Raw genomic sequence first — 19,416 nt, 5'->3', positions numbered from 1 at the left:
CGATCCGTCGGCCCGCGTCCCGTCGAGGCTCTAAACGAACAGGCCCTGAATCACGTTGCCGAAGCGCAGCAACACGACGCCGCCGATCAGCATCGCCAGCAGCCAGAGCACGGTGATGAGAACGCTCCGGCGCATGAACGGGTCCTCGGTCCAAGTTGCCATACCACACAGTCGGTCGCCCGGGCTCAAAAAGTCTCGCGTCGGTTCGTCCCCCTCGTCGACGGCCGACGCACCGGATCGGCGACTGTCGCCCCGCTGACACCGCCCTGCGCCGCACTTTCCGCCGCAAATCTTACTTTGCAATACAAAGTAGATTTGCTACGCAAACTTTATTGGTGGGGAAACTAGTTTTCGGATCGAGGCATGACGGAGATGGTCCCCGTTCCGGCCGAGCAGCACAGTCCGCCCGCCGCCCGCTCCGCGGAGGTGCGGGTCGGATGACCGCGGTCGAGATAGACGGCCTCACGAAGCGCTACGGCGGCGTGACTGCGGTCGAGGACCTCTCGCTGTCGGTCGAGCGGGGCGAGGTGTTCGGTCTCCTCGGCCCGAACGGCGCCGGGAAGTCGACGACGATCAACGTCCTCCTGGGCTTTCTCGACCCGACCGCCGGGTCGGTCCGCGTCCTCGGGACGGACGTGACCGAGGACATCCAGCGGGTCAAGCGGCGCGTCGGGCTGCTCCCGGAGGCGTTCGAGCCGGTGCCGAACCTCACCGGGCGCGAGCACGTCGCGGCGGCGGTCGAGACCAAGGGAGCCGACGACGACCCGGACGCCCTCCTCGACCGCGTGGGGCTGGCCCCCGAGGACGCCCGGCGGCCGGCCGACGACTACTCGACGAGGATGTTCCAGCGGATGGCGCTTGCGGTCGCGCTCGTGGGCGACCCGGATCTCCTGGTGCTCGACGAGCCCTCCTCGGGACTGGACCCCAACGGCGTCCAGCTGGTCCGCGACATCGTCCGCGAGGAGGCCGAGCGCGGCGCGACCGTCCTCTTCTCCTCGCACATCCTCGACGAGGTCGAGCGGGTCTCCGACCGGGTCGCCATCCTCCGGGACGGCGAGCTGGCCGCGGTCAACTCCGTCGAGAACCTCCGGGCCGAGCTGGGGATGGGGAGCGTCGTCTCGGCGACCGTCGACGCGGTGCCCGACCTCGAAGCCGTCGCCGCGGTCGACGGCGTCACCGACGTGACCGTCGACGGTCCGACCGTCCGCGTCGGTTGTGCGACGCCGCGGGCGAAGATGCCCGCGCTCCGCCGGCTCGACGACCGCGCGACCGTCGAAGACGTAGCCATCGAGGAGTCGTCGCTGGAGGACCTGTTCGAGGCCTACACGACGGACCGGTCCGAGGCCGGGGACGGCGATGTCGGAGCGGGCGCCGGGAAGGGGGTCGCATCCGGGTCGACTCCCGACACCGCGACCGCGGGCGGTGACCGCCAGTGAGCGCCCCGACCGTCGCCCGGACGGACTTCCGGAGCATCCGGCGCTCGTACGCCGTCGTCGGCGTCGTCGGGACGTTCGCCGCGATCGTCGTCCTGGCGTTCCTGGGGTCGAGCGAGGTCCACCCCCATCCGGTCCGGACGACCTTCGGCCTCTCGGCGCTGATCGCGTGGGTGTTCCCGTTGCTGCTCGCGCCGCTGACCTACCTCGCCGTCGCCGGCGACCGCGCGCGCGGGTCGATAACCTACTACCTGGGGCTGCCCAACACCCGCGCGGACTACTTCGGCGGCAAGTACGCCACCCGCGCGGCCGTCGGCGCCGCGACGATGGTCCTGGGCGTCGCCGCCGCGTTCGCCGTCGCGCTCGCGACCTACGACCACGCGCCCGACCCGGGTCGGTTCCTGGCATTGGGCGCGCTCTCGACGCTGTTCACCCTCGCGATGGTCGGCATCTTCGTCGCCGTCTCGGCGTCGGTCGCCACCCGGTCGCGGGCGATGATCGGCGTCCTCCTGGCGTACTTCGTCCTCTCGCCGTTCTGGATCGGGCCGCTGCCCGCCCTGAACCTCGGGACCCTCCTCGACGCCGCCGCGTCGCTCCCGGGCGTGGCGGTCCCGGAGTCGACCCGCGCGCTCGTCGGCGCGCTCTCGCCGGCCGGCGCGTACTTCAACACCCTCCCGGAACTCGTCTGGGCGGACGCGCCCGGCCGGTACGAGTCGCTCGCGCAGTTCTCGGACACGCCCGACTATCTGGGCTACGAGCCGTGGTTCAACGTCCTCGTGATGGGCGTCTGGGCCGCCGTGGCACCGGTGGTCGGCTACCTCCGTTTCCGCTCGGCGGAGCTGGGATAGCTCCCCGCTCGGCGGTGGTCCCCGCCGACGCTTCCGGAATCGACTTACCGGCCCTCCGACAACACGGCGGCAACGACCGCCCCACGCATGACCCGACCCAACGACACCGGCGCTCGGCCGACGGACGCACAGCCCCCCGCGGCGAGGTGGTCGCCGTGAGCGACGCCTCCGAGAGCGTCGACCCCGAGGAGCTGCAGCGCCAGCTGTCGGACATCAAGGGGGCGATGGGGCTGGCCGAGCAGTACCCCGGTCGCGCCCGCCTGTGGCTGGTGGCCGGGCTGATCATCGGCGTCGCGGCGCTGCTCGTCCAGGCGACCTTCTTCCTCTACGAGACGCTCGGCGCGGCCGCCTACGTCGCGGTCTGGGGCGTGTTCAGCGTCGTCGCGGTCGCGACGCTGTGGCTGGTCTCCGCGCGGCTCCCGAGCAGCGAGGCCCCCGAGGGGGCGCCGAGCTGGCGGGTCCTCTACGGGTCGCTCGGGGCCTTCGTCGTCGCCGCGACCGGCGTCACCGGCGACGCGGCCGGCCAGATCCCCGGCCTCGACCGCGCGCTGCTGTACTTCGGACTGGTCATCGCGACCATCGGGCTGGGCCTGCTGGTGACGGGGGCCGTGCTGGCGGCCTACCGGGTCCGCCGGCGCGACCGACTGGTGTTCTACGCCGGCGGCGCGTGGGTCCTGTTGTTCGCGTCGGCGCTCCCGCACGTCGAGATGCTGCGGTACGTCGGCGTCGGCGTCTTCGGCATCCTCTTCATCGTGTACGCGATAGCCGCCTACGTGTATCTGACGCGGGCCTGACCCATGGACTTCGACAAACTCGTCCACCAGCCGACGCGACTCCAGATCTTCGCCTACCTCTACCGGCACGGCGAGACGAGTTTCCCCGACCTGAAGGAGGCCCTGGACGTGACCGAGGGCAACCTCGCCAGCCACATCGGGAAGATGGAGGACGCCGACTGCGTCGCCGTCGAGAAGCAGTTCGTCGACCGCAAGCCCCAGACCACCTACGAACTCACCGACCGCGGCCGCGAGAAGTTCGAAGAACACATCGGGACGCTCGAAGCGCTGATCGACGATCTGGACGAGTGAGCGGTCGCGAGCGACCGGCGGGAGCGAGCGCTTTTTCACCCATGTTTTTGACTCGGGGGTTCCCGCAGGGAGCGAAGCGACCGAGGAAACCCCCGCGTGAAAAAGATGGTCGCCAGGAAGGAAGCCGAATTGAACGACTGACGCTACGAGGGTCACCGCTCGCCCGAGCGCGGCGCGTCCGGAACGAGCCCGCGAGCCGCGGCGCCGAGCGGGCCCGCGACGAGCGGCACGGCGACGCTGACCGCCAGCAGTTGCCCCATCGCGAGGTACTCGTCGAGACTCCCGGCCAGCGCGAACTGACCCGCCATCGCGAGCAGGACGACGACACCGAACGCCAGGCCGGCGACGAGCGCCCGGCGGAGGGTCGGCCAGCAGAAGCCGACCAGGGCGCCGCCCGCGAGGAGGCCGCCCCAGTGGACGGTCGCGAGCGCGAGCCCGAGCGCGGTCGCCGCGACGGTCAGGACCCACCGCTCGCGCGGGCTCGTCTGCGCGTCGTACAGCCGGGCGCGGACCCCGGCCGAGGAATCGTCGGGCTCGGTCCCGAACGCGTCCTCCAGCGACTCACTCATCGCCGGCACCTCCCGCGGCGTCGGCATCTCCGGTCTCGAACCGGATGTCGGGGTCGCCGTCGGTCGTCGCCACCAGCGGGCGGTACTCGCCGTCGGCCCACGCTTCCAGCAGATCGCTGTAGTGGTCGGAGAAGTACTCGCCGTCGTTGCCGCCCGGGATCATCCCCAGCGAGGGCTCGCCGTCGAACCGCGAGAGCAGGCGGAAACTGCTCCCGACGGCCGACTCCCTGCGGAAGTTTCGGACCGTCGCGGGCGAGCCGTCCGTCGGGAGTCGCGGGTAGTTCAGAAACGCCAGGTCGAAGGGGTGGTCGATGGCGGTCCGGTTGTAGTCGCCGTAGGTCTCGTAGCCCTCGACGTCGATCTCGGCCGCCGCGTCGGCCATCGCCGCCGCGATCAGGTCGCGGCGCGACCGCGAGTCGACTCCTTCGGCGGGCGGGTCGGTGAACCACCGGCTCTCGGGACCGAGCGTGAGCAGTACCCAGTCGTTGGGGTAGTGACTCTCGTCCAAGCCCGCGGCGTCGAGGACGGGTTCGAACACCCGCTCGCGGTAGTGGCCGACGAACAGTTCGAAGACGAGCGCGGCGCGGGAGTCGCGGTTCATCCGATAGTCCCACCCCTCCAGCCGATCTGCGGCGGCTCGGGCGGCGTCGTCCATCGCGTCGCGGGCATCGAGGATCGCCGGGACGAACAGCCGAGCGCGCTCGTCGACCACGTCGCGCTGGACGCGGCGCATGTGCGCGAAATCGAACGGGTCGTCGCTCGCGGCCCGCTCGTCGAGCAGGTCGTAGATCCGCCGGGCGCGGAAGGGCGCGGCGTAGCCCTCCCCGAGGTAGCGGTCGGGGTCGTCGGCGATCCGCTGGTTCGCCGTGGCGAGGTAGTCGGGGTCGCGGACGCCCGGCTTCTCGTCGAAGGGGATCCACCCCGTCTCGAAGTCCGGCTCGCCGTAGGGTTCGTAGCCGGGCCACTCGCCCTCGCGGGCGGAGCCGTCGAAGACGCGGTCGCCGCGGACCGGCCCCTCGCCGCCTCCATCGCTGGTCCCGTCACCGCCGCTATCGCCGGACTCGCGGACGGGGATCAGGCCAGTCACCCAGTAGGCAGTGTTGCCGTCGCGGTCGGCGTAGACGGCGTTCTGGGTCGGCGTGTCGAACTTCGAGAGCGCGGCGAGGGCCTCCTCGCGCCCGCCGCTGCGGTCGAGTTCGTGGACCGCGACCGCCGTCCGCGAGGCCTGGAGTCCGGTCCAGGCGACGCCGACCTGTCGTCCCTCGCGTTCGAGGACCGGACCGTGGACGCTCTTGCGGACCGTGACGGTGCGGTCGTCGCCGCCGGCGACCTCGATGGTCCGCTCCTCGGTGTCGAACTCTCGCCACTCGTCGCCGTAGCGGTACTCCCCGTCGCGGGTCTCGTAGGTGTAGGTGTCGAGCACGTCCGCGCCGGCGTTGGTGAACCCCCAGGCGCCCGCGTCGTTCTCGCCGATGACGACGAACGGGACGCCCGGGAAGGTGACGCCCCGGACGCGCATGCCCGGCCGGCGCTGGCCCATCTGGTACCACACCGGCGGCGCCATCAGGTTCAGATGCGGGTCGTTGGCGAGTAGCGGCTCGCCGCTCGCGGTGTGTTCGCCCGAGACGAGCCAGCTGTTCGACCCGATCCCGGGCCCGGATTCGAAGTCGGCCAGCCACGCCGACAGCGACGCGAGGTCGGGTTCACCCCGCGCGTCGGCCGCCCCCGAAGACGGTTCGGAGCCGCTCGCGCTCTCCGGGGCCGTCTCCCCCCGCAGAACCGGCACGTCGTGGTCCATACGGTCGGGATACAGCGTCGCCGCGGCCGGCTCCCCGAGCGCGTCGGCCGCGACCGACCGGCGCAGCGATCGGAAGCTCCCCGTGAGGCCCCAGCTGATCTGCTTCTCGACGAGCATCGAGTCGACCGGCGTCCACGCGGCGGGCTCGTAGTCGAGCAGGCGGAATTCGAGCGGAAGCGGTTCGCTCGTCCGCTGGGCCTCGACGCCGGCGGCGTAGGCCCGCATCGCTTCGCCCGTCGGGGTGTCTTCGACGGCCCGCCAGCTCGCCTCGGCGGCGGCCGCGAAGTCCATCTGGGCGTGGAAGCGGTCCGAGTCGACGGTGCGCTCGCCGACGGCCGCCGAGAGCGTCCCGCGCATCCGCCGCCGGATCAGGTCCATCTCGAACAGCCGGTCGGCCGCGTGGACGTACCCCACCGCGAAGTACAGCGCCAGTTCGTCGTCGCCCGCGACGGTCGGGACGCCCGCGTCGTCGTATCGGACCGTCGCCTCGCCGTAGGGGGTCGCGACCCGCTCGCGAGTGTCGGCCGTCGCGGCGCCCCAGGCGTCGCCCGACAGCGGCGCGAACCGGTTGAGGTACCCCCGGGCGTCGGTCAGCGTCGCGGCACCGACTCCGCCACCGAGGAGAGCTGCGATCACGGCCCGTCTGGATGGCATTCCTCGCTTCTGCGGCCTGCGCGAACTTAAGACTGGTCCGGCCCGCGACCGTCGGACACCGCCCGAGTCCGCGTGCCGGAAGTCGGGCGGGAGTCGAGATACGGATCGACGCGTCCGCGCACCGACGACGCGCGATTCGTCCGCCGGAACGGGGCTGAGCGCGACCGATGGCCCCCGACCGTTTCGCCACGGTCAGGTGGAGCGCCGCCGTCAGGTGAGCGTCAGCACAAGGAAGAAGGCGAGGACGACCTCGTTGACGATCCAGGCGTTGTCGTTCATCCAGTCGCGCACCCGCGGGAGCAGCGTCTCCGCCCGGGCCCCCAGCGTGAGTACGGCGAGCGACGGCAGCGCGAGCAAAAGGAGCGTGAGCGCGACGAACGGCGCGGCGTCGACCAGCGGGAGGTCGTTGGCGGCGAGGTACGACCCCACCGCCACGGAGGTGACGATATCGGTCGGGAACACGCCGAGCAGGAGGAATCCGAGACGGAACGAGAAGCGCGGCGTGGCGGCCTCCAACTTCCCCATCCACTTCGGCGGTTCGGAGTCCTCGCGGCCGAGGAACGTGGATATCATCGCAGCGACGATCAGCACGAGGACAACCGTCGAGAGGACGCCGTTCGACTCGCCGCCCCCGCCCGTCGACACGCCGCCGAGGACGTACGTCAGCGCGACCACCGCCGAGATCGACAGGGCCGCACCGGCGACGAACAACGCGGAGTTGCGCCGCCACTCGCGACTCGTCGCGAGGAAGACCGCGCTGAGCAGCTGCGGCCCGGCGACCATCACGACCGCCAGCGGCAGTATCGTGAGGAAACTCATCCGTGCCGCCCGGTCACCGACCGCCCGGTCGCTCGCCGACCGGGGGTCGCCACGCCGACTCGATGACGTGTGAACGCACGCACACAGCTGCGACTGTGAGCCGAATCAGGCTATCGCAGGCGCTCTCAAGGTCCGGAGTGGCCGCTGGCACCAGCGGGCGACCCGGTCACCCCGTCAGTCGTCCCCGCCCTCGTGGATCGCCTCGCCGCGATACAGCCGCTCGGCGATGGTGAACGTCTGCTCGGCCTCGCGGCGGGTCGGGAAGTGCGCGGCCATGTACCTGGCGGGCGCGACCAGAGCCAGCCGGCGCTCGCGGTCGCGCTCGGCGGCCTCGAACTGCGCGAACCCGCCCTCGACGTTCTGGAGGGTGTGGAAACCGGCGTCCTCCCGCAGGAGTCCCTCGGCCATCGTCCGCTTCAGGGCGTCGGGGTCGCCGCCGGCGTCGAAGTACCGGCCGACGATCCGCCCGGCCTCGTCGACGCGGCCCTGCTCGTCGAACGTCTCCAGCAGGCGCTCGCGCAGTTCCGCGGGGTCGTCGTCCTCGCCGGCGCCGACCTCCGGCAGCGGCGCCGCCGGCCGGTTGAGGAATCGGTCGAGATAGACGGACATGGCGCCCTGTCAGCAGGCCCGGTAGAGGTCGTCGGCGTCGGTGCGGCCCGCGAGCCGTTCGACCGCGTTGGCGAACGAGACGGTGTGATGGACCGTGTTCCAGTCGCCGAACTCGTTGCTGGTCGCGAACTGGGCGACCCGACGGAGGGCCGCCACGGCGACCGCGTGGGCCAGCTGCTCGGTCGTCGCACCCTCCCGGATCGCGTCCCGGAGCGCCTCGTCGATGTCGTGGGGGTCGTCGCCGAGCAGGCGGTCGACGAAGCCGTCGGGCCGGTCCCAGGCCTTCCCGTCGCCCGCCGCCGAGAGCTCGGGGATGTCGTCGTCGGCGTCGAAACAGAGTTCGGCCACGTCGACCGGCTGGCGCCAGGCGCTCGTCTCCTCGGCGCGCGAACCGTCGGTGATCGTGTCCACGGTCGACGCCAGCACGTCCGGCGCCCGCTCCCAGCCGACGTGGTCGAGCGTCTCGAAGGCCTTGTTGACGAAATCTATCGTGTGACTGCCGTTCATGTAGAGGTGGTCGGTCGCGGCGGCGACGAGGATCTCGACCAGGTCCTCGGGCGGCAGCGTCGCGGTCGCCGCCCGCAGGCAGCGCTCGGCGCCGTCCGAATCGCGGACCTCGCAGGTCTCGCGGAACCACGACTTGAGCCGATCCTTCCCGAGGTCCTCGTTGTCCAGCGCGTACTGGTCGAACCTGGGGGGTTCGCCGGCGCAGTTGTCCGCGACCTCGCGGACGCCGACGAACATCGCCCGCCGTTTCTCGTCGTGATCCACCTGGTCGTAGAGGTTCGCCATCGCGCCCAGCGTCGTCAGCCCCCGCCCCCAGCCGTCGGCGCGGTACTTCGTCCCGAAGTCGACCGCCGTCTCCAGCGGTGTGGCGAACCCCTCGCCGAGGCCGTCGAGGTGGATCGCGCTCTTGGCGAGCACGAGCGAGAGGTTTTCCGCCATGCCGTCGACCAGCCGGTTGCGCCAGTGGACCTCGGGCGCCACGTCCGTCTCCGGGTCCGGGTCGACGTACACCGTCCCGTCGCGGACCGCCGTCGGGAACGTCCGCACGTCGTCGGCCCAGATGTCGAACGTGTCCCCGCAGGACAGCTCGAACCGCGCGTGGTGCCAGTGACAGGTGAGCAGGCCGTCCTCGACGGTCCCCTTCGAGAGCGGGAACCCCATGTGCGGACAGCGGTTGTCGACCCCGTACACCTCGCCCTCGTGGTGGAACAGGGCGACGCTGTGGCCGCCGACGGTCGTCACCGCGCGTCCCTCCTCTTGCAGGGATTCCAGGTCGGTGGCCGCCTCGTACCCTTCCGGCCCGTCCGTGGATTCCGTTGCCATACCGCACGGATCGGGCGCCGTCCGTATAGGGATTCGCTGAAGGTCGTTTTTGAAACGCAACCGGCACGTCCCGAGCGGGGAAAACGTGATTTCCGACCGACACCAACGCCGCGTATGACCCTGCTGGATTCGCCCACGGGCCTCGGGATACTGGTGGTGTATCTGGGTGCGCTCGGGCTGGTGGGCTGGGTGGTCTACCTCAAGGTCGGCCACCGCGCGCACTACGGGCTCTCGGCGTTCGGGCTGGGTGGATCGAGCGACACGGACCCGGAGTCGATGACGAACTGCCCCGCGTGTGGCGCGCGCAACGGCGAAGAGCGGACGGCCTGTCGGTACTGTTCGGAGCCGCTGGAGCGGGAGCGCGACGAGTCCGCGGACCGGCGGGGCCGGCTTCGGTCGGACGAGACGGAATAAGCGAGCCGGACCGTTCGACCACAGGGTTATCCGCCCCGGACGCCAAGTCCGCGGGATGCCAGACGACAGAGCGGGGAGAGACAAACAGGCTCAGGACGAGGAGAACAGACAGCGGATGCGGGCGATGCTGGAGGAGCTCGAACGCGGCGACGAGACCGAACCGCCGGTCGAGGAGGCGGAACTCGACGCCCTCGACGCGGAACTCGACGCGGTGACGTTCCCGGCGACGGGGCTGGAACTCGTCGAGGCGGTCGGCTACCACGAGGTCGAGTCCGCGGAGGGGACCCGCGACCTGGCGGAGCTGCTCCCGCGCTCGGAACGCGAGGAGTACGACTCGCCCGAGGCGGTCCGCGCGCGAGTCCAGCGGCCCACTATCGCCGCCGCGATGCGGCGCATCGTCGAGGCGGCCGACGAACTCGGGGGCGTCGAGTTCGGGAGTTCACAGCGCGAGGGGTACGAGCGGACGTTCCGGGAGCTCCAGGCCATCGACGCCGTCGACGACGACGAGGGGATCCCGGTCGTCGCCGACTGGGTCGTCGAGCGTATCCGCGAGAAGGAGAAACTGCCGGGGTCGCGCGACGTGCGCCGCCGCGCGGCGAAGTTCTGCCGGTCGAGCGGCTACGAGATCCGCGACGACGAGTGGCTCGGGGTGTAGGACGGGCCGCCCGTCCCCCGAGTCGGCCGCCCACAGAGATTTCTCGCTCGGCCGTGACCGGCCGATATGGAACGCGTCGCGTTCGACGACGCCGACGAGTCGACCGACGGACCGACGGCCGCTATCGACCGCCGCGGGCTCTCCGGCCCGCTCGAAACGGACGGCGTCGCGATCAACCGCTACCGCGTCCCGCCCGGCGAGGGGCTCCCCAGCGGGCTCCACGCCCACGCCGACCAGGAGGAGATCTTCCTCGTCATCGACGGCACCGCGACCTTCGAGACGCTGCCCGGTCGCGAGCCCGACGCGGCGGGCGACGACCCACGGACCGGCCGCGAGGTCACCGTCGCGGCGGGCGAGGCGGTCCGGTTCGCGCCCGGCGAGTACCAGTCGGGGGACAACCGCGGGAGCGACGACCTGGTGGCCCTCGCCATCGGCGCGCCCCGCGAGACCGCGGACGTTCGCGTGCCCGTCCGCTGCCCCGACTGCGGCGAGGCCGACTTCGCCCTCGACGCCGCGGGCGACGGGCTCACGTTCCGCTGCCCGGACTGCGACGCCGAGCGCGTCCCCGCACCCTGTCCCGACTGCGGGAGCGACGCGATGACGACGACGCTCGACGGCGACGCGCTCGTCGCGGCCTGCGACGACTGCGGGGCGGTGTTCGACTCACCGCCGTTGCGCGATTGAGCGGACGAGCCAGCGAGCACGGAACTTGCAAGCGAACGGGCGTCGGAGAGAGGCGACAATCGAGCGGTAGCGGCCACGACGCCGCCGCGTGCGGCGGGCGCGGATACGCCCGCCCCGTCCGGCTGTTGTCGACGGGCGAACGCCCCGGAGACGGCGGACGGCCGTTTCGATGGCAGGCTCCGAACTGTTCGGGGTCGGTCCGCAAACCCCGCACGGAGGAACGCGATGACAGACGACACCATCCTGCCGTTCGACACGCCGGAGGAATCGCGTCGATCAGTGATGAAAAAGAGCGCGCTCGCGGCCGCGGGCACCGCCGCCGCGTCCGGTGCCGGCGTCGCGGCGGCCCAGGACGACGACGGGGACGACGCCGGAGTGCAGGACTCCCAGAAGGCGCTGCTGTTCACCGACAGCGTGCGCCCGAGAGCGGACTTCGTCGTCACGTCGCCGGTAGTGGAGTGGGTCCCGCACGTCGAGGAGGTCCGCGACAACGTCTGGTCGGACTACAACACCCGGATGATCCGCTACCTCGGGACCGGCGAGCGGGCGACCATCTTCGTCGCCGAGGAGGCCGAGCTCCCCGAGTACGACGAAGAGGCGGGCTACGTCATCGACGACGCGGGCGACACCGCCGACGACGGCACGGTCCAGCCCGAAGTGTTCACCATCGACCCCGAGTTCACCCTGTTCGACACGGACGGGTGGCTCACGACGATCAACTTCAGCCCGGTCGGCGAGGACGAGGAGGACGACCTGCTCGACAACGAGGACTGGTGGCTCGCCGACGACGAGGGGGACACCGGGACCGCCACCGACTCCGGCTGACCGCCCGCTGAAAGCCCGCCGATACCCCCTAGCTCGCCCCCGTGACCGACCGGGCGCCCGGACCGGGCCGGTAGCCGCGACCAGCCGGGCGCCCGACCGCCGCGAGTCGAGACCCGTTCTATTGAAGTACCTCAATCGTCTACACCGGCACAAGCGATGAGCGAGGACTTCTACGAGGTGCTGGGGGTTTCCCGAGACGCCAGCGAGGAGGAGATCCAGCAGGCCTACCGGGAGAAAGCCCGGGAGTATCACCCCGACGTGAGCGACGAGGCCGACGCCGAGGAGAAGTTCAAGCAGGTCAAGAAGGCCAAGGAGGTCCTCACCGACGAGGAACAGCGCCAGATGTACGACCAGCTCGGCCACGACCGCTACGTCGAGGCCGACAAACACGGCGCCACCGACAACGGCGGCGCCGGCGGCATGGGGGGCATGGGCGGCATGGGCGGCGGAGGCGGCCAGGGCCCCTTCGGCGACATGTCCGACATCTTCGAGACGTTCTTCGGCGGGGGCGGAGGTCGCGGCGACTCCAACCGGCCCCGCCAGGGTCGAGACCTGCGGACCACCCTCGAGATCGACCTCGAAGACGCCTACCACGGCGTCGAGAAGGAGCTCAACGTCACCCGCCCGGACACCTGTTCGGACTGCAACGGCCAGGGCCACCCGCCGGACACCGACTCCCGGCAGTGCCCCGAGTGCAACGGCCGCGGCCAGACCACGACCACCCAGCAGACGCCGATGGGTCGCGTCCAGCAGCGCCAGACCTGCCGGCGCTGCGAGGGCGAGGGCACCGTCTACGAGGAGACCTGTTCGACCTGTCGCGGCGACGGCGTCGTCCGCGAGGACGCCTCCCTCTCCGTCGAGGTCCCCGCCGGCATCGAGGACGGCCAGACCCTCCGCATGGAACGGGAGGGCGCCCCCGGCGAGCGCGGCGGCCCGAAGGGCGACCTCCTCATCGAGGTCGCGGTCCGCGACCACCCCGACTTCGACCGCGAGGGCGCCGACCTGCACCACCAGGAGCCCATCTCCTTCCCGCAGGCGGTCTTCGGCGACACCATCGAGGTGTCGACCGTCGACGGCGCCGTCGAACTCGACGTGCCCGCCGGCACCCAGAGCGGCGAGACGTTCCGCCTCTCCGGCAAGGGCATGCCGCGGCTCCGCCGCCGCGGCGACGGCGACCTGTACGTTCAGGTCCAGGTCGTCACCCCCGACGACCTCAACAAAGAACAGAAGGAGGCCCTCGAAGCCTTCGCCGAGGCCGGCGGCGAGGAGGTCGACGTGGGCCAGGGCTTCTTCGAGAAGATCAAAGATAGCTTCTAGCGACCATCTTTTTTAACGGGGGCGTCGGCGCGAGCCGGCGGGCTCGCGTCTCGACCCCCGTCAAAAAACATGGGTGAAAAAAGGCCGGCTGCGCTGGTCGCTGCGCTCCCGCGCAGCCGGTGTCTGCGGGAGTGAACACCGCGACCGACCGCAGGCTCGTCAGCGCTCGCTCTGACGGCGAACCGGCGCCTGCGGCGCCGGATGCTATCTGCAGGGAGTGGCTGTTGCGGCGAGCGGTCGCGGTGCGGTCGGCGCGTGCTATCGCGCGCTCTCGTGCGCGCGACGTAGCCGCGCGAGGGATGAGAGAGCCGCAGGCGAGCGAATCGGCTGGGGAGGCTCGTGGCCGTCTGCGGTGCTGTGCGGGGCGGTCGCGGTGCCTGGTGGACTGAAAGGGCGAGGCGCGCTCGCGTGCAGTTCAGTCGCCTGAGCGGGCCACTATCCGCGCGGGCGGTGCCGAGAGCGCGGATATCCCGCCTCAGCGACCGCGAGCGCGCCGAGGGCTTTCAACGCTTGCCGTCGAGTGCGGTCACTCTCGCACGACTTCGTTTCACGATACGATGAACAGAAACAACCGATACACTCGCACGTCGAACTGAACAGTCGTTCTCTCGAACTCAGAGAAGGAAGACGCCGACCATCGCGACGAGGACGCCGGCGGTCAGCAGGATCTGGAGGACGCTGGAGGTGAGCATGCCCAAAAGCGTCACGCCGGCGGCGCGGGCGCTCTCCTCGATCTCGCCGCCGTCGGCCAGTTCGAGGACGAAGACGGTGCCGGCGGTCCCGAGGAGGAACCCCAGCGGGCCCCACACGAGGCCGACCAGCCCGACGACGGTGGCGACGACGGTCGTCCGGGTCGAGGCGCCGCCGGCCTTCGCGGAGACGGCGCCGGCGAGCCAGTCGGTGGCGACGGCGATCAGCGCGACGAACAGCAGGCCCGAGAGGACGAAGACGTTGGGCTCGGCGAAGCCGCTGGCCCACCAGTAGACGACGACGCCGGACAGCGAGAGGATCCCGCCGGGGACCAGCGGGGTGACGCTGCCGACGACGCCGCCGACCAGCAGGACGAACGCGACGATCACGAACAGGTCGACGGGGAGGGCCTCGAGCGCGGGGAGTTGCATCATTCGAATCGCTCCAGTTCTGCCGCCACCTTCGGGCCGCCGAACCGTGAAACCAGCGGTCGGGTCGCCTCCCCCAGCGCCCGCATGCACTGGCCGTGAGAGTGAAAGCCCAGTTCCTCGGCGACCGCGCCCCAGGGTCGGCCCTGCAGCGCCTTCCGGACGAGCAGGCGCTCCTGACGGGGAGTCAACAGCGGGTCGCTCGGTTCGCCGTCGGCGTTCTCGCCGGCCGTCTCGTCGCCGGCGTCGGTCAGGTACCGGACGGTCAGCCGCCGGAGCGGCCGCGGCGAGGTGTCGAAGATGCCGGCGCCGCCGGTCGTCCCGACGAGCAGTCGCCACTCCCAGTCGGAGAGGCCGAGTTCGGGCGCCGCGTCGACGCTCCGCAGCGCCGCGCGCACCACGTCGGGGTCCATATCGTCCAGGGGGTCAGAGAGCATCGCGCCCACCCGGTCGAGGAGCCACCGCGAGTGACGGTCGGCCAACTCCCGACCGGCGTCGCTGGTGGGTGCGAGCATCACCGCGGAGTACTCGCCGCTGGCGTCGTTGCGGGTCGTCGAGAGGTGGACAGTGGAAAAGCCGTTGGCTCGCCAGAACCGCAACAGCTCGGGCGTCGCGCCGTAGCCGGTGCCCAGCCAGTCCGCGTCGTCGGCGAACTCCTCGCGGATCGCCGAGAGCAAGCGCGACCCGAGCCCGCGCGAGCGGACGGCGTGGTGAGTCGCGATCCGGAGCACTCGCAGCCCCTCCGGGACGCCGGCGGCCTCGTCGCGCAACTGACTCGTCAGCACGTCGGGGATCATGTTCCCGCGGACGCGGCCGCCCTCGTACATGTGCGCCCGCAGGTCCGCGGGGAGATCCCCCTCGCGAGCCAGCAGCGCGACGGAGACGACGTGGCCCTCGTGGGTGAGCGCCCGGACGGCCACGTTCGGGGCGTCGAGCAGGCGGGCCAGGTCCGACGGCTCCGTCCGGTAGTGGGCGGCGACGAGCAGCCCGAACACCTCCCGGAGCAGGTGCTCGTCCGCGAGCAGGTCCTCGGGTTCGAACGCCTCGTAGCCGATAGAGCCGTGGTCTGCGGGATCTGCGCCCTCGACCAGCGAGTCGACGGCGGGACCGGCGTCGAGCAGGAGCGCGCGGAAGGCCCACACCTCGACGGGGTCGCCGGCGGCGTAGCGGATCGGGTCGGTCATCGACACGTCGGCCACCTCGAAGTCCCCGTCGTCGAGGCGGTCGCGGAAGCGGACGGAGAACCCTCGGCCCGCCCCCTCGTAGCCGTGGACGGTGGTCGCGAACGCCGCCGCGGGTGCGTCGAGGAACCGTTCGAGCAGCCGGACCGGCAGCGCCGCGGCCTCGTCGACGACGACCGCGTCGGGGTCACCGGGCAGTTCGGCCGCCGCGGTCGGCTTCTCGAAGCGGACGCGGCCCCGGGCGGTTTCGAGCAGGATCGGGTCGGACTCGTCGGGGGCGCTCGCCAGCGACCCCGCATCGACCAGTACCTCGCGGGCGCGGGCGAACACCTCGGCGGCGCCGGGGTACCCTGGCGCAGTGACGAGCACGTCTCGGCCCGCCAGCGCGAGCGCGCCCGCGGCGAGGCCGGCGGCGCTGGACTTCCCGCGCCCGCGGTCCGCTTCGACGACGACGGCGTTGCCGGGATCGCCGAGCGCTTCGAGGGCCTCGACGGCGCTCACCTGGTCGTCGGTGCGACACCGTTCGTAGACGGCTGCCGGAAAGACGGGGTCGTCGGGGACCGCCGGCGGGTCGGGCGGGCGGCGCGGCGCGGGGTCGGTCAGTCCGTCGCGCTCGACGGTCGGTTCGACCGAGCCGTCGCCCACGTCGACGACGGCGATCCCGGGATGAGCGCGCAGCAGCTCGACCAGCCGACGACGGAAGTTGCCGGCCACCTCGGACACCTCGAACGGCGGGACGGCCAGCGTCTCGTCGAAGCCGTCGCGGCGGTCGGGCCACGAGTCGAGCGGGGGGACACAGAGGACGAGCAGGCCGCCGCCGTCGACGGCGCCGACCGCGCGACCGAGGGCGTTCGGACGGCAGGCCTCGTGACAGTCGACCACGAGCGCGCCGTGGGTCGTTCCGAGCAGGTCGCCCGCGCGGGCCGATTGCACTCGCTCCCAGGGCGTCCCCTCGGAGTCGCCGAGGTAGGTCACGTCCCGCGAGTCGATGTCGACCGCGTCGAGGGCGTCGGCCGCGGCCTCGCGGGTGGCATCGCCCTCACCTGCGAGGACCAGCAGCCGCCGCTCGTCGGTGGCCCGGGCTTCCTCGCGGAGCGCGCTGGCGACGCGGTCGACGGGCATGGCTCCCCGTCTGCCGCCGAGCGACAAATGCCCGCCGATCGGCCCCGATCTCGACCCGCGACCGCGCCCGTCCGCACTCCGCGCCGGACCGTCCGACAGTGTATCGAGGCTCTGTCATACGACGCCGGTCGGCGCGGCGGCGGTGCGGCCGATGTCGCGCACCCTGGCAGGGGCGTGGGTCGGGTCGCGGCCGGCACAGCGGCGACGGTCGACTCGGTGATACCGCGTCGGGGCGCGGGGGAGCGCGCCGACCGATGGCGGCCGGGGGCGGTGAGACGGGAACCGCGGACGAGGAACCCCGAGGCCTCCGTCCGTGACGTGTGCAGGCGGCTCGCACGCGGGGTCGTCTTCGAAAGTGCTTTTAGTACTCCTCTGCCAGATGGGTGTACAGCCCGCGCGGGGTTGATGATGCTCCTAGCCTTTCAGGATATTCCGCCGCGATTTTCTCGCGGCGCCCGGGTCGAACCCGGCGGCGGGGGAGCGCGAGCCCACGCGCGGGAGGTGATCCACAAATGCCAGTATACGTAGATTTCGACGTGCCCGCGGACCTCGAGGACGACGCCCTCGAGGCCCTCGAGGTCGCACGAGACACAGGCACCGTGAAGAAAGGAACCAACGAGACGACCAAGGCCGTCGAGCGCGGCAACGCCGAGCTCGTCTTCGTCGCCGAGGACGTCCAGCCCGAGGAGATCGTCATGCACCTCCCGGAGCTGGCCGACGAGAAGGACATCCCGTTCGTCTTCATCGGCACGCAGGACGAGGTCGGCCACGCCGCCGGGCTCGAAGTCGGCAGCGCCGCGGCAGCTATCGTCGACGCCGGCGACGCCCAGGACGACGTCGACGACATCGCCGGTAAGGTCGAGGAACTCCGGTAGGTGACCTTCGATGTCTGCTGAAGAATCCGACGGAGACGGCGGTTCCACGGCCGCCGAAGTCATCGAAGTCGTGGGCCGCACGGGGATGCACGGCGAGGCCATGCAGGTCAAGTGCCGGATCCGCGGCGGCGAGAACCAGGGCCGCATCATCACGCGAAACGTCCTCGGGCCGGTCCGGGAGGGCGACGTGCTCCAGCTCCGCGAGACCGCGCGCGAGGCCGACCAGATCGGAGGCCAATAATGCCACGAACGCGCGAATGCGACTACTGCGGCACCGACATCGAGCCCGGGACGGGCACCATGTTCGTCCGCACCAACGGCTCGACCATCCACTACTGCTCCTCGAAGTGCGAGAAGAACGCCAACCTCGGTCGCGAATCGCGCGACCTCGAGTGGGCCGGCGAGGAGGAGCCCGCCGAAGACGAGGACGAGGAGGAGTCCGAGCCGGCCGCCGACGAGCGCCCCACGGACATCGAGGACCAGGGCCAGGACGTCGACGCGCCGGGTGACACCGACGAGGACCTCGACGACGTCGAGCCCGACGAGGCCGTCGAAGCCGGCGCCTCCGACCCCGACGAGGCCGAAGCCGACGAGGCGGACGCCGACGACGGGTCCGACGACGAGGAGTCCGACGCCGAGGAAGCGGAGGCCGAGCGATGAGCCACCACGACGAGCGCACGTTCGTGATGGCCAAGCCCGACGCCGTCCAGCGCGGGCTCACCGGCGAGATCATCACCCGCCTCGAAGAGCGCGGGCTGAAGCTCGTCGGCGCGAAGTTCATGCAGATCGACCAGGAGCTCGCCGAGGCCCACTACGGCGAGCACGAGGACAAGCCCTTCTTCGACGAGCTCGTCGAGTTCATCACCAGCGGTCCGGTGATGGCGATGGTCTGGGAAGGCGGCGACGCGACCCGTCAGGTCCGACAGATGATGGGCGCGACCGACCCCGCCGACGCCGCCCCCGGCACTATCCGCGGCGACTACGGTCTCGACCTCGGTCAGAACATCATCCACGGTTCGGACCACGAGGACGAGGGCGCCAACGAACGCGAGATCGAGCTGTTCTTCGACGAGGACGAACTCGTCGACTACTCGCGCTCGGACGAGCCCTGGGTCTACGAAGACGAAGACCACTGAGCCGGCGCTCCTGAACCGGTTCCCGCTTTTCGGCCGTCGCTGCGCAACGGGCGACTCGTCGCCCGCCGACGCGCTTTTATTACAGTCGACCGATGAGTCCGGCGTGTCGTATCGAGAGCCGCGGGCGGCCACGCTTCTGGTCGCTCTCGGGACATCGTTCGCCGTCTGGGCGAGCTTCGGTTCGTGGGCGACGACGCCGCTGGGTGTTCCAGCGGAGACGGCGCTGAACGCGAACGTGGCGAAACTCGCGTCTCCGGCGGTGGCGCTCGCACTCGCCGTCGCGGCCCGCGGCTGGCGGGGCGACGAGGCCCTGCTCGCGTTCGCCGCTGGCGCGTGGCTCGGCTTCCTCGCGTTCGGTCGTCCGGTCGCGATGCTCGGGGCCGGACCGCTGAAACTGCTGTTCGGGAGTCTCTGCCTGTTCGCCGCGGGTGTTCTCGGGCGGTGGGGCGACCCGGAGCTCCGGGCGCGGGACGCCGTACCGGGGTGGCCGTCGCCGCCCGCCGACGGGTGGCTCGCCTTCGGTGCGTACCTCCTGGGGGCGCTCGGATGGGTCCCCCTCGGGCCGGCCGCGTCGACCGTCCTCCGGCACCCGGAGAAAGGGATCTTGTTGGCGCTGCTCGCCTTGCCCGGCGTCGCGCTGTGTTGCTACTGGTGGGGACCGGGCCTGCGGGTCGCGTTCGGGTTCGTCGGCGCGGGGTTGCTGTTCGTGGCGCTCCTGCCGCGCGGCCCGGGGGTCGACGACACGACGGCCCGACTGTTCCAGGGGTTCGCGTGGGGCGGAACGGTCTTCGTCGCGCTGGCGTCGGTCGACCTGCTTCGCCGTGCGGCCGCGGCGGTCCGGGTGCCGTCCGAGACCGGGTGAACGAATCGCTCGGCCGACAGAACGCGGGCGGGCGGCCTCGCCGCAGGTGATACATTTTTCTCACCCCCTGATCAATAGGGTGG

The 19,416-nt window shown here is 71.3% G+C and carries 20 protein-coding genes and 1 pseudogene; 14 read left to right on the top strand and 7 right to left on the bottom strand.

What is annotated here, in order from left to right; genetic code table 11:
• Nucleotides 1–30: 30 nt before the first annotated feature.
• A complete protein-coding gene (locus tag HZS54_RS26540) occupies nucleotides 31–162 on the bottom strand; it encodes a hypothetical protein (protein ID WP_281377727.1) in 132 nt (43 codons plus the stop codon).
• A gap of 275 nt (nucleotides 163–437) precedes the next feature.
• On the opposite strand from HZS54_RS26540, the gene HZS54_RS22525 reads away from it, so the two are divergent.
• The 4 genes from HZS54_RS22525 to HZS54_RS22510 all read left to right on the top strand — a co-directional run bounded on the left by HZS54_RS22525 (nucleotide 438) and on the right by HZS54_RS22510 (nucleotide 3,366).
• Nucleotides 438–1,436 carry an ABC transporter ATP-binding protein gene (locus tag HZS54_RS22525; RefSeq protein WP_179919333.1) on the top strand — a complete coding sequence of 333 codons (999 nt, stop codon included), beginning with the start codon at nucleotides 438–440 and terminating at the stop codon, nucleotides 1,434–1,436.
• Nucleotides 1,433–2,281, top strand: coding sequence for an ABC transporter permease (locus HZS54_RS22520; protein WP_179919332.1), 849 nt, complete (start codon nucleotides 1,433–1,435; stop codon nucleotides 2,279–2,281). The genes HZS54_RS22525 and HZS54_RS22520 overlap by 4 nt, the downstream gene beginning before the upstream one ends.
• A 155-nt stretch (nucleotides 2,282–2,436) precedes the next feature.
• On the top strand, nucleotides 2,437–3,075 hold the full coding sequence (locus HZS54_RS22515) for a hypothetical protein (RefSeq protein ID WP_246391720.1): 639 nt from the start codon (nucleotides 2,437–2,439) through the stop codon (nucleotides 3,073–3,075).
• Nucleotides 3,076–3,078: 3 nt separating this feature from the next.
• The gene (locus tag HZS54_RS22510) at nucleotides 3,079–3,366 is read left to right on the top strand and encodes a winged helix-turn-helix domain-containing protein (RefSeq protein WP_179919330.1); all 288 of its coding nucleotides are present in this window, start codon (nucleotides 3,079–3,081) and stop codon (nucleotides 3,364–3,366) included.
• A gap of 152 nt (nucleotides 3,367–3,518) precedes the next feature.
• Here the strand turns inward: HZS54_RS22510 and HZS54_RS22505 are convergent, their stop codons facing one another.
• The 4 genes and pseudogenes from HZS54_RS22505 to HZS54_RS22490 all read right to left on the bottom strand — a co-directional run bounded on the left by HZS54_RS22505 (nucleotide 3,519) and on the right by HZS54_RS22490 (nucleotide 9,144).
• Nucleotides 3,519–3,935 (bottom strand): hypothetical protein, encoded by a 417-nt coding sequence (locus HZS54_RS22505; RefSeq protein WP_179919329.1) that lies wholly within the window; start codon nucleotides 3,933–3,935, stop codon nucleotides 3,519–3,521.
• A complete protein-coding gene (locus HZS54_RS22500; protein WP_179919328.1) occupies nucleotides 3,928–6,387 on the bottom strand; it encodes a penicillin acylase family protein in 2,460 nt (819 codons plus the stop codon). Before HZS54_RS22500 ends, HZS54_RS22505 begins: the two co-directional genes overlap by 8 nt.
• Nucleotides 6,388–6,597: 210 nt before the next feature.
• Nucleotides 6,598–7,206 carry a GAP family protein gene (locus tag HZS54_RS22495; RefSeq protein WP_179919327.1) on the bottom strand — a complete coding sequence of 203 codons (609 nt, stop codon included), beginning with the start codon at nucleotides 7,204–7,206 and terminating at the stop codon, nucleotides 6,598–6,600.
• 174 nt (nucleotides 7,207–7,380) lie between these two features.
• Nucleotides 7,381–9,144: pseudogene (locus tag HZS54_RS22490) on the bottom strand (Rieske (2Fe-2S) protein).
• 114 nt (nucleotides 9,145–9,258) lie between these two features.
• Here HZS54_RS22490 and HZS54_RS22485 point away from each other — a divergent pair.
• From HZS54_RS22485 to dnaJ, 5 genes are all read left to right on the top strand, one after another.
• Nucleotides 9,259–9,558 (top strand): hypothetical protein, encoded by a 300-nt coding sequence (locus HZS54_RS22485; RefSeq protein WP_179919326.1) that lies wholly within the window; start codon nucleotides 9,259–9,261, stop codon nucleotides 9,556–9,558.
• Nucleotides 9,559–9,613: 55 nt separating this feature from the next.
• Nucleotides 9,614–10,213: a DUF5789 family protein gene (locus HZS54_RS22480; protein WP_179919325.1), complete on the top strand. Its 600-nt coding sequence runs from the start codon at nucleotides 9,614–9,616 to the stop codon at nucleotides 10,211–10,213.
• A gap of 66 nt (nucleotides 10,214–10,279) precedes the next feature.
• A complete protein-coding gene (locus HZS54_RS22475; protein WP_179919324.1) occupies nucleotides 10,280–10,897 on the top strand; it encodes a cupin domain-containing protein in 618 nt (205 codons plus the stop codon).
• A 225-nt stretch (nucleotides 10,898–11,122) separates the two neighbouring features.
• Nucleotides 11,123–11,722 carry a hypothetical protein gene (locus HZS54_RS22470; protein ID WP_179919323.1) on the top strand — a complete coding sequence of 200 codons (600 nt, stop codon included), beginning with the start codon at nucleotides 11,123–11,125 and terminating at the stop codon, nucleotides 11,720–11,722.
• Between the two features lie 156 nt (nucleotides 11,723–11,878).
• The gene (dnaJ, locus tag HZS54_RS22465; protein ID WP_179919322.1) at nucleotides 11,879–13,039 is read left to right on the top strand and encodes a molecular chaperone DnaJ; all 1,161 of its coding nucleotides are present in this window, start codon (nucleotides 11,879–11,881) and stop codon (nucleotides 13,037–13,039) included.
• Between the two features lie 614 nt (nucleotides 13,040–13,653).
• Here the strand turns inward: dnaJ and HZS54_RS22460 are convergent.
• Together HZS54_RS22460 and tmcA are read right to left on the bottom strand one after the other, a co-directional pair.
• Complete coding sequence (locus HZS54_RS22460) at nucleotides 13,654–14,160, bottom strand: DUF456 domain-containing protein (RefSeq protein WP_179923108.1); 507 nt, start codon at nucleotides 14,158–14,160, stop codon at nucleotides 13,654–13,656.
• Nucleotides 14,160–16,460 (bottom strand): tRNA(Met) cytidine acetyltransferase TmcA, encoded by a 2,301-nt coding sequence (tmcA, locus tag HZS54_RS22455; protein WP_179919321.1) that lies wholly within the window; start codon nucleotides 16,458–16,460, stop codon nucleotides 14,160–14,162. The genes HZS54_RS22460 and tmcA overlap by 1 nt, the downstream gene beginning before the upstream one ends.
• A 512-nt stretch (nucleotides 16,461–16,972) precedes the next feature.
• Between tmcA and rpl7ae the strand changes: the two genes are divergently transcribed.
• The 5 genes from rpl7ae to HZS54_RS22430 all read left to right on the top strand — a co-directional run bounded on the left by rpl7ae (nucleotide 16,973) and on the right by HZS54_RS22430 (nucleotide 19,333).
• Nucleotides 16,973–17,335 carry a 50S ribosomal protein L7Ae gene (rpl7ae, locus tag HZS54_RS22450; protein ID WP_179919320.1) on the top strand — a complete coding sequence of 121 codons (363 nt, stop codon included), beginning with the start codon at nucleotides 16,973–16,975 and terminating at the stop codon, nucleotides 17,333–17,335.
• A gap of 10 nt (nucleotides 17,336–17,345) precedes the next feature.
• Nucleotides 17,346–17,576, top strand: coding sequence for a 30S ribosomal protein S28e (locus tag HZS54_RS22445; protein ID WP_135362901.1), 231 nt, complete (start codon nucleotides 17,346–17,348; stop codon nucleotides 17,574–17,576).
• Nucleotides 17,576–17,995, top strand: a complete 420-nt coding sequence (locus tag HZS54_RS22440) for a 50S ribosomal protein L24e (RefSeq protein ID WP_179919319.1) — start codon at nucleotides 17,576–17,578, stop codon at nucleotides 17,993–17,995. The genes HZS54_RS22445 and HZS54_RS22440 overlap by 1 nt, the downstream gene beginning before the upstream one ends.
• The gene (gene ndk / locus HZS54_RS22435) at nucleotides 17,992–18,471 is read left to right on the top strand and encodes a nucleoside-diphosphate kinase (RefSeq protein ID WP_179919318.1); all 480 of its coding nucleotides are present in this window, start codon (nucleotides 17,992–17,994) and stop codon (nucleotides 18,469–18,471) included. Before HZS54_RS22440 ends, ndk begins: the two co-directional genes overlap by 4 nt.
• A 103-nt stretch (nucleotides 18,472–18,574) precedes the next feature.
• Entirely contained in the window at nucleotides 18,575–19,333 is a 759-nt protein-coding gene (locus HZS54_RS22430; protein ID WP_179919317.1) for a hypothetical protein, read from the top strand.
• The last annotated feature ends 83 nt before the right edge of the window (nucleotides 19,334–19,416 follow it).

It is taken from the genome of Halosimplex pelagicum (assembly GCF_013415905.1).
Taxonomy (GTDB): Archaea; Halobacteriota; Halobacteria; order Halobacteriales; family Haloarculaceae; genus Halosimplex; species Halosimplex pelagicum.
Note: the sequence above shows the minus strand (reverse complement) of the source record. Positions and strands in the feature narration are given on the sequence as shown.

Bases quoted from the DNA above. Each gene is read 5' to 3' on its own strand.
- HZS54_RS26540 (WP_281377727.1), bottom strand. From the start codon at position 162: ATGGCAACTTGGACCGAGGACCCGTTCATGCGCCGGAGCGTTCTCATC.
- HZS54_RS22525 (WP_179919333.1), top strand. From the start codon at position 438: ATGACCGCGGTCGAGATAGACGGCCTCACGAAGCGCTACGGCGGCGTG.
- HZS54_RS22510 (WP_179919330.1), top strand. From the start codon at position 3,079: ATGGACTTCGACAAACTCGTCCACCAGCCGACGCGACTCCAGATCTTC.
- HZS54_RS22505 (WP_179919329.1), bottom strand. From the start codon at position 3,935: ATGAGTGAGTCGCTGGAGGACGCGTTCGGGACCGAGCCCGACGATTCC.
- HZS54_RS22500 (WP_179919328.1), bottom strand. From the start codon at position 6,387: ATGCCATCCAGACGGGCCGTGATCGCAGCTCTCCTCGGTGGCGGAGTC.
- HZS54_RS22495 (WP_179919327.1), bottom strand. From the start codon at position 7,206: ATGAGTTTCCTCACGATACTGCCGCTGGCGGTCGTGATGGTCGCCGGG.
- HZS54_RS22485 (WP_179919326.1), top strand. From the start codon at position 9,259: ATGACCCTGCTGGATTCGCCCACGGGCCTCGGGATACTGGTGGTGTAT.
- HZS54_RS22480 (WP_179919325.1), top strand. From the start codon at position 9,614: ATGCCAGACGACAGAGCGGGGAGAGACAAACAGGCTCAGGACGAGGAG.
- HZS54_RS22475 (WP_179919324.1), top strand. From the start codon at position 10,280: ATGGAACGCGTCGCGTTCGACGACGCCGACGAGTCGACCGACGGACCG.
- HZS54_RS22470 (WP_179919323.1), top strand. From the start codon at position 11,123: ATGACAGACGACACCATCCTGCCGTTCGACACGCCGGAGGAATCGCGT.
- dnaJ (WP_179919322.1), top strand. From the start codon at position 11,879: ATGAGCGAGGACTTCTACGAGGTGCTGGGGGTTTCCCGAGACGCCAGC.
- HZS54_RS22460 (WP_179923108.1), bottom strand. From the start codon at position 14,160: ATGCAACTCCCCGCGCTCGAGGCCCTCCCCGTCGACCTGTTCGTGATC.
- tmcA (WP_179919321.1), bottom strand. From the start codon at position 16,460: ATGCCCGTCGACCGCGTCGCCAGCGCGCTCCGCGAGGAAGCCCGGGCC.
- rpl7ae (WP_179919320.1), top strand. From the start codon at position 16,973: ATGCCAGTATACGTAGATTTCGACGTGCCCGCGGACCTCGAGGACGAC.
- HZS54_RS22445 (WP_135362901.1), top strand. From the start codon at position 17,346: ATGTCTGCTGAAGAATCCGACGGAGACGGCGGTTCCACGGCCGCCGAA.
- HZS54_RS22440 (WP_179919319.1), top strand. From the start codon at position 17,576: ATGCCACGAACGCGCGAATGCGACTACTGCGGCACCGACATCGAGCCC.
- ndk (WP_179919318.1), top strand. From the start codon at position 17,992: ATGAGCCACCACGACGAGCGCACGTTCGTGATGGCCAAGCCCGACGCC.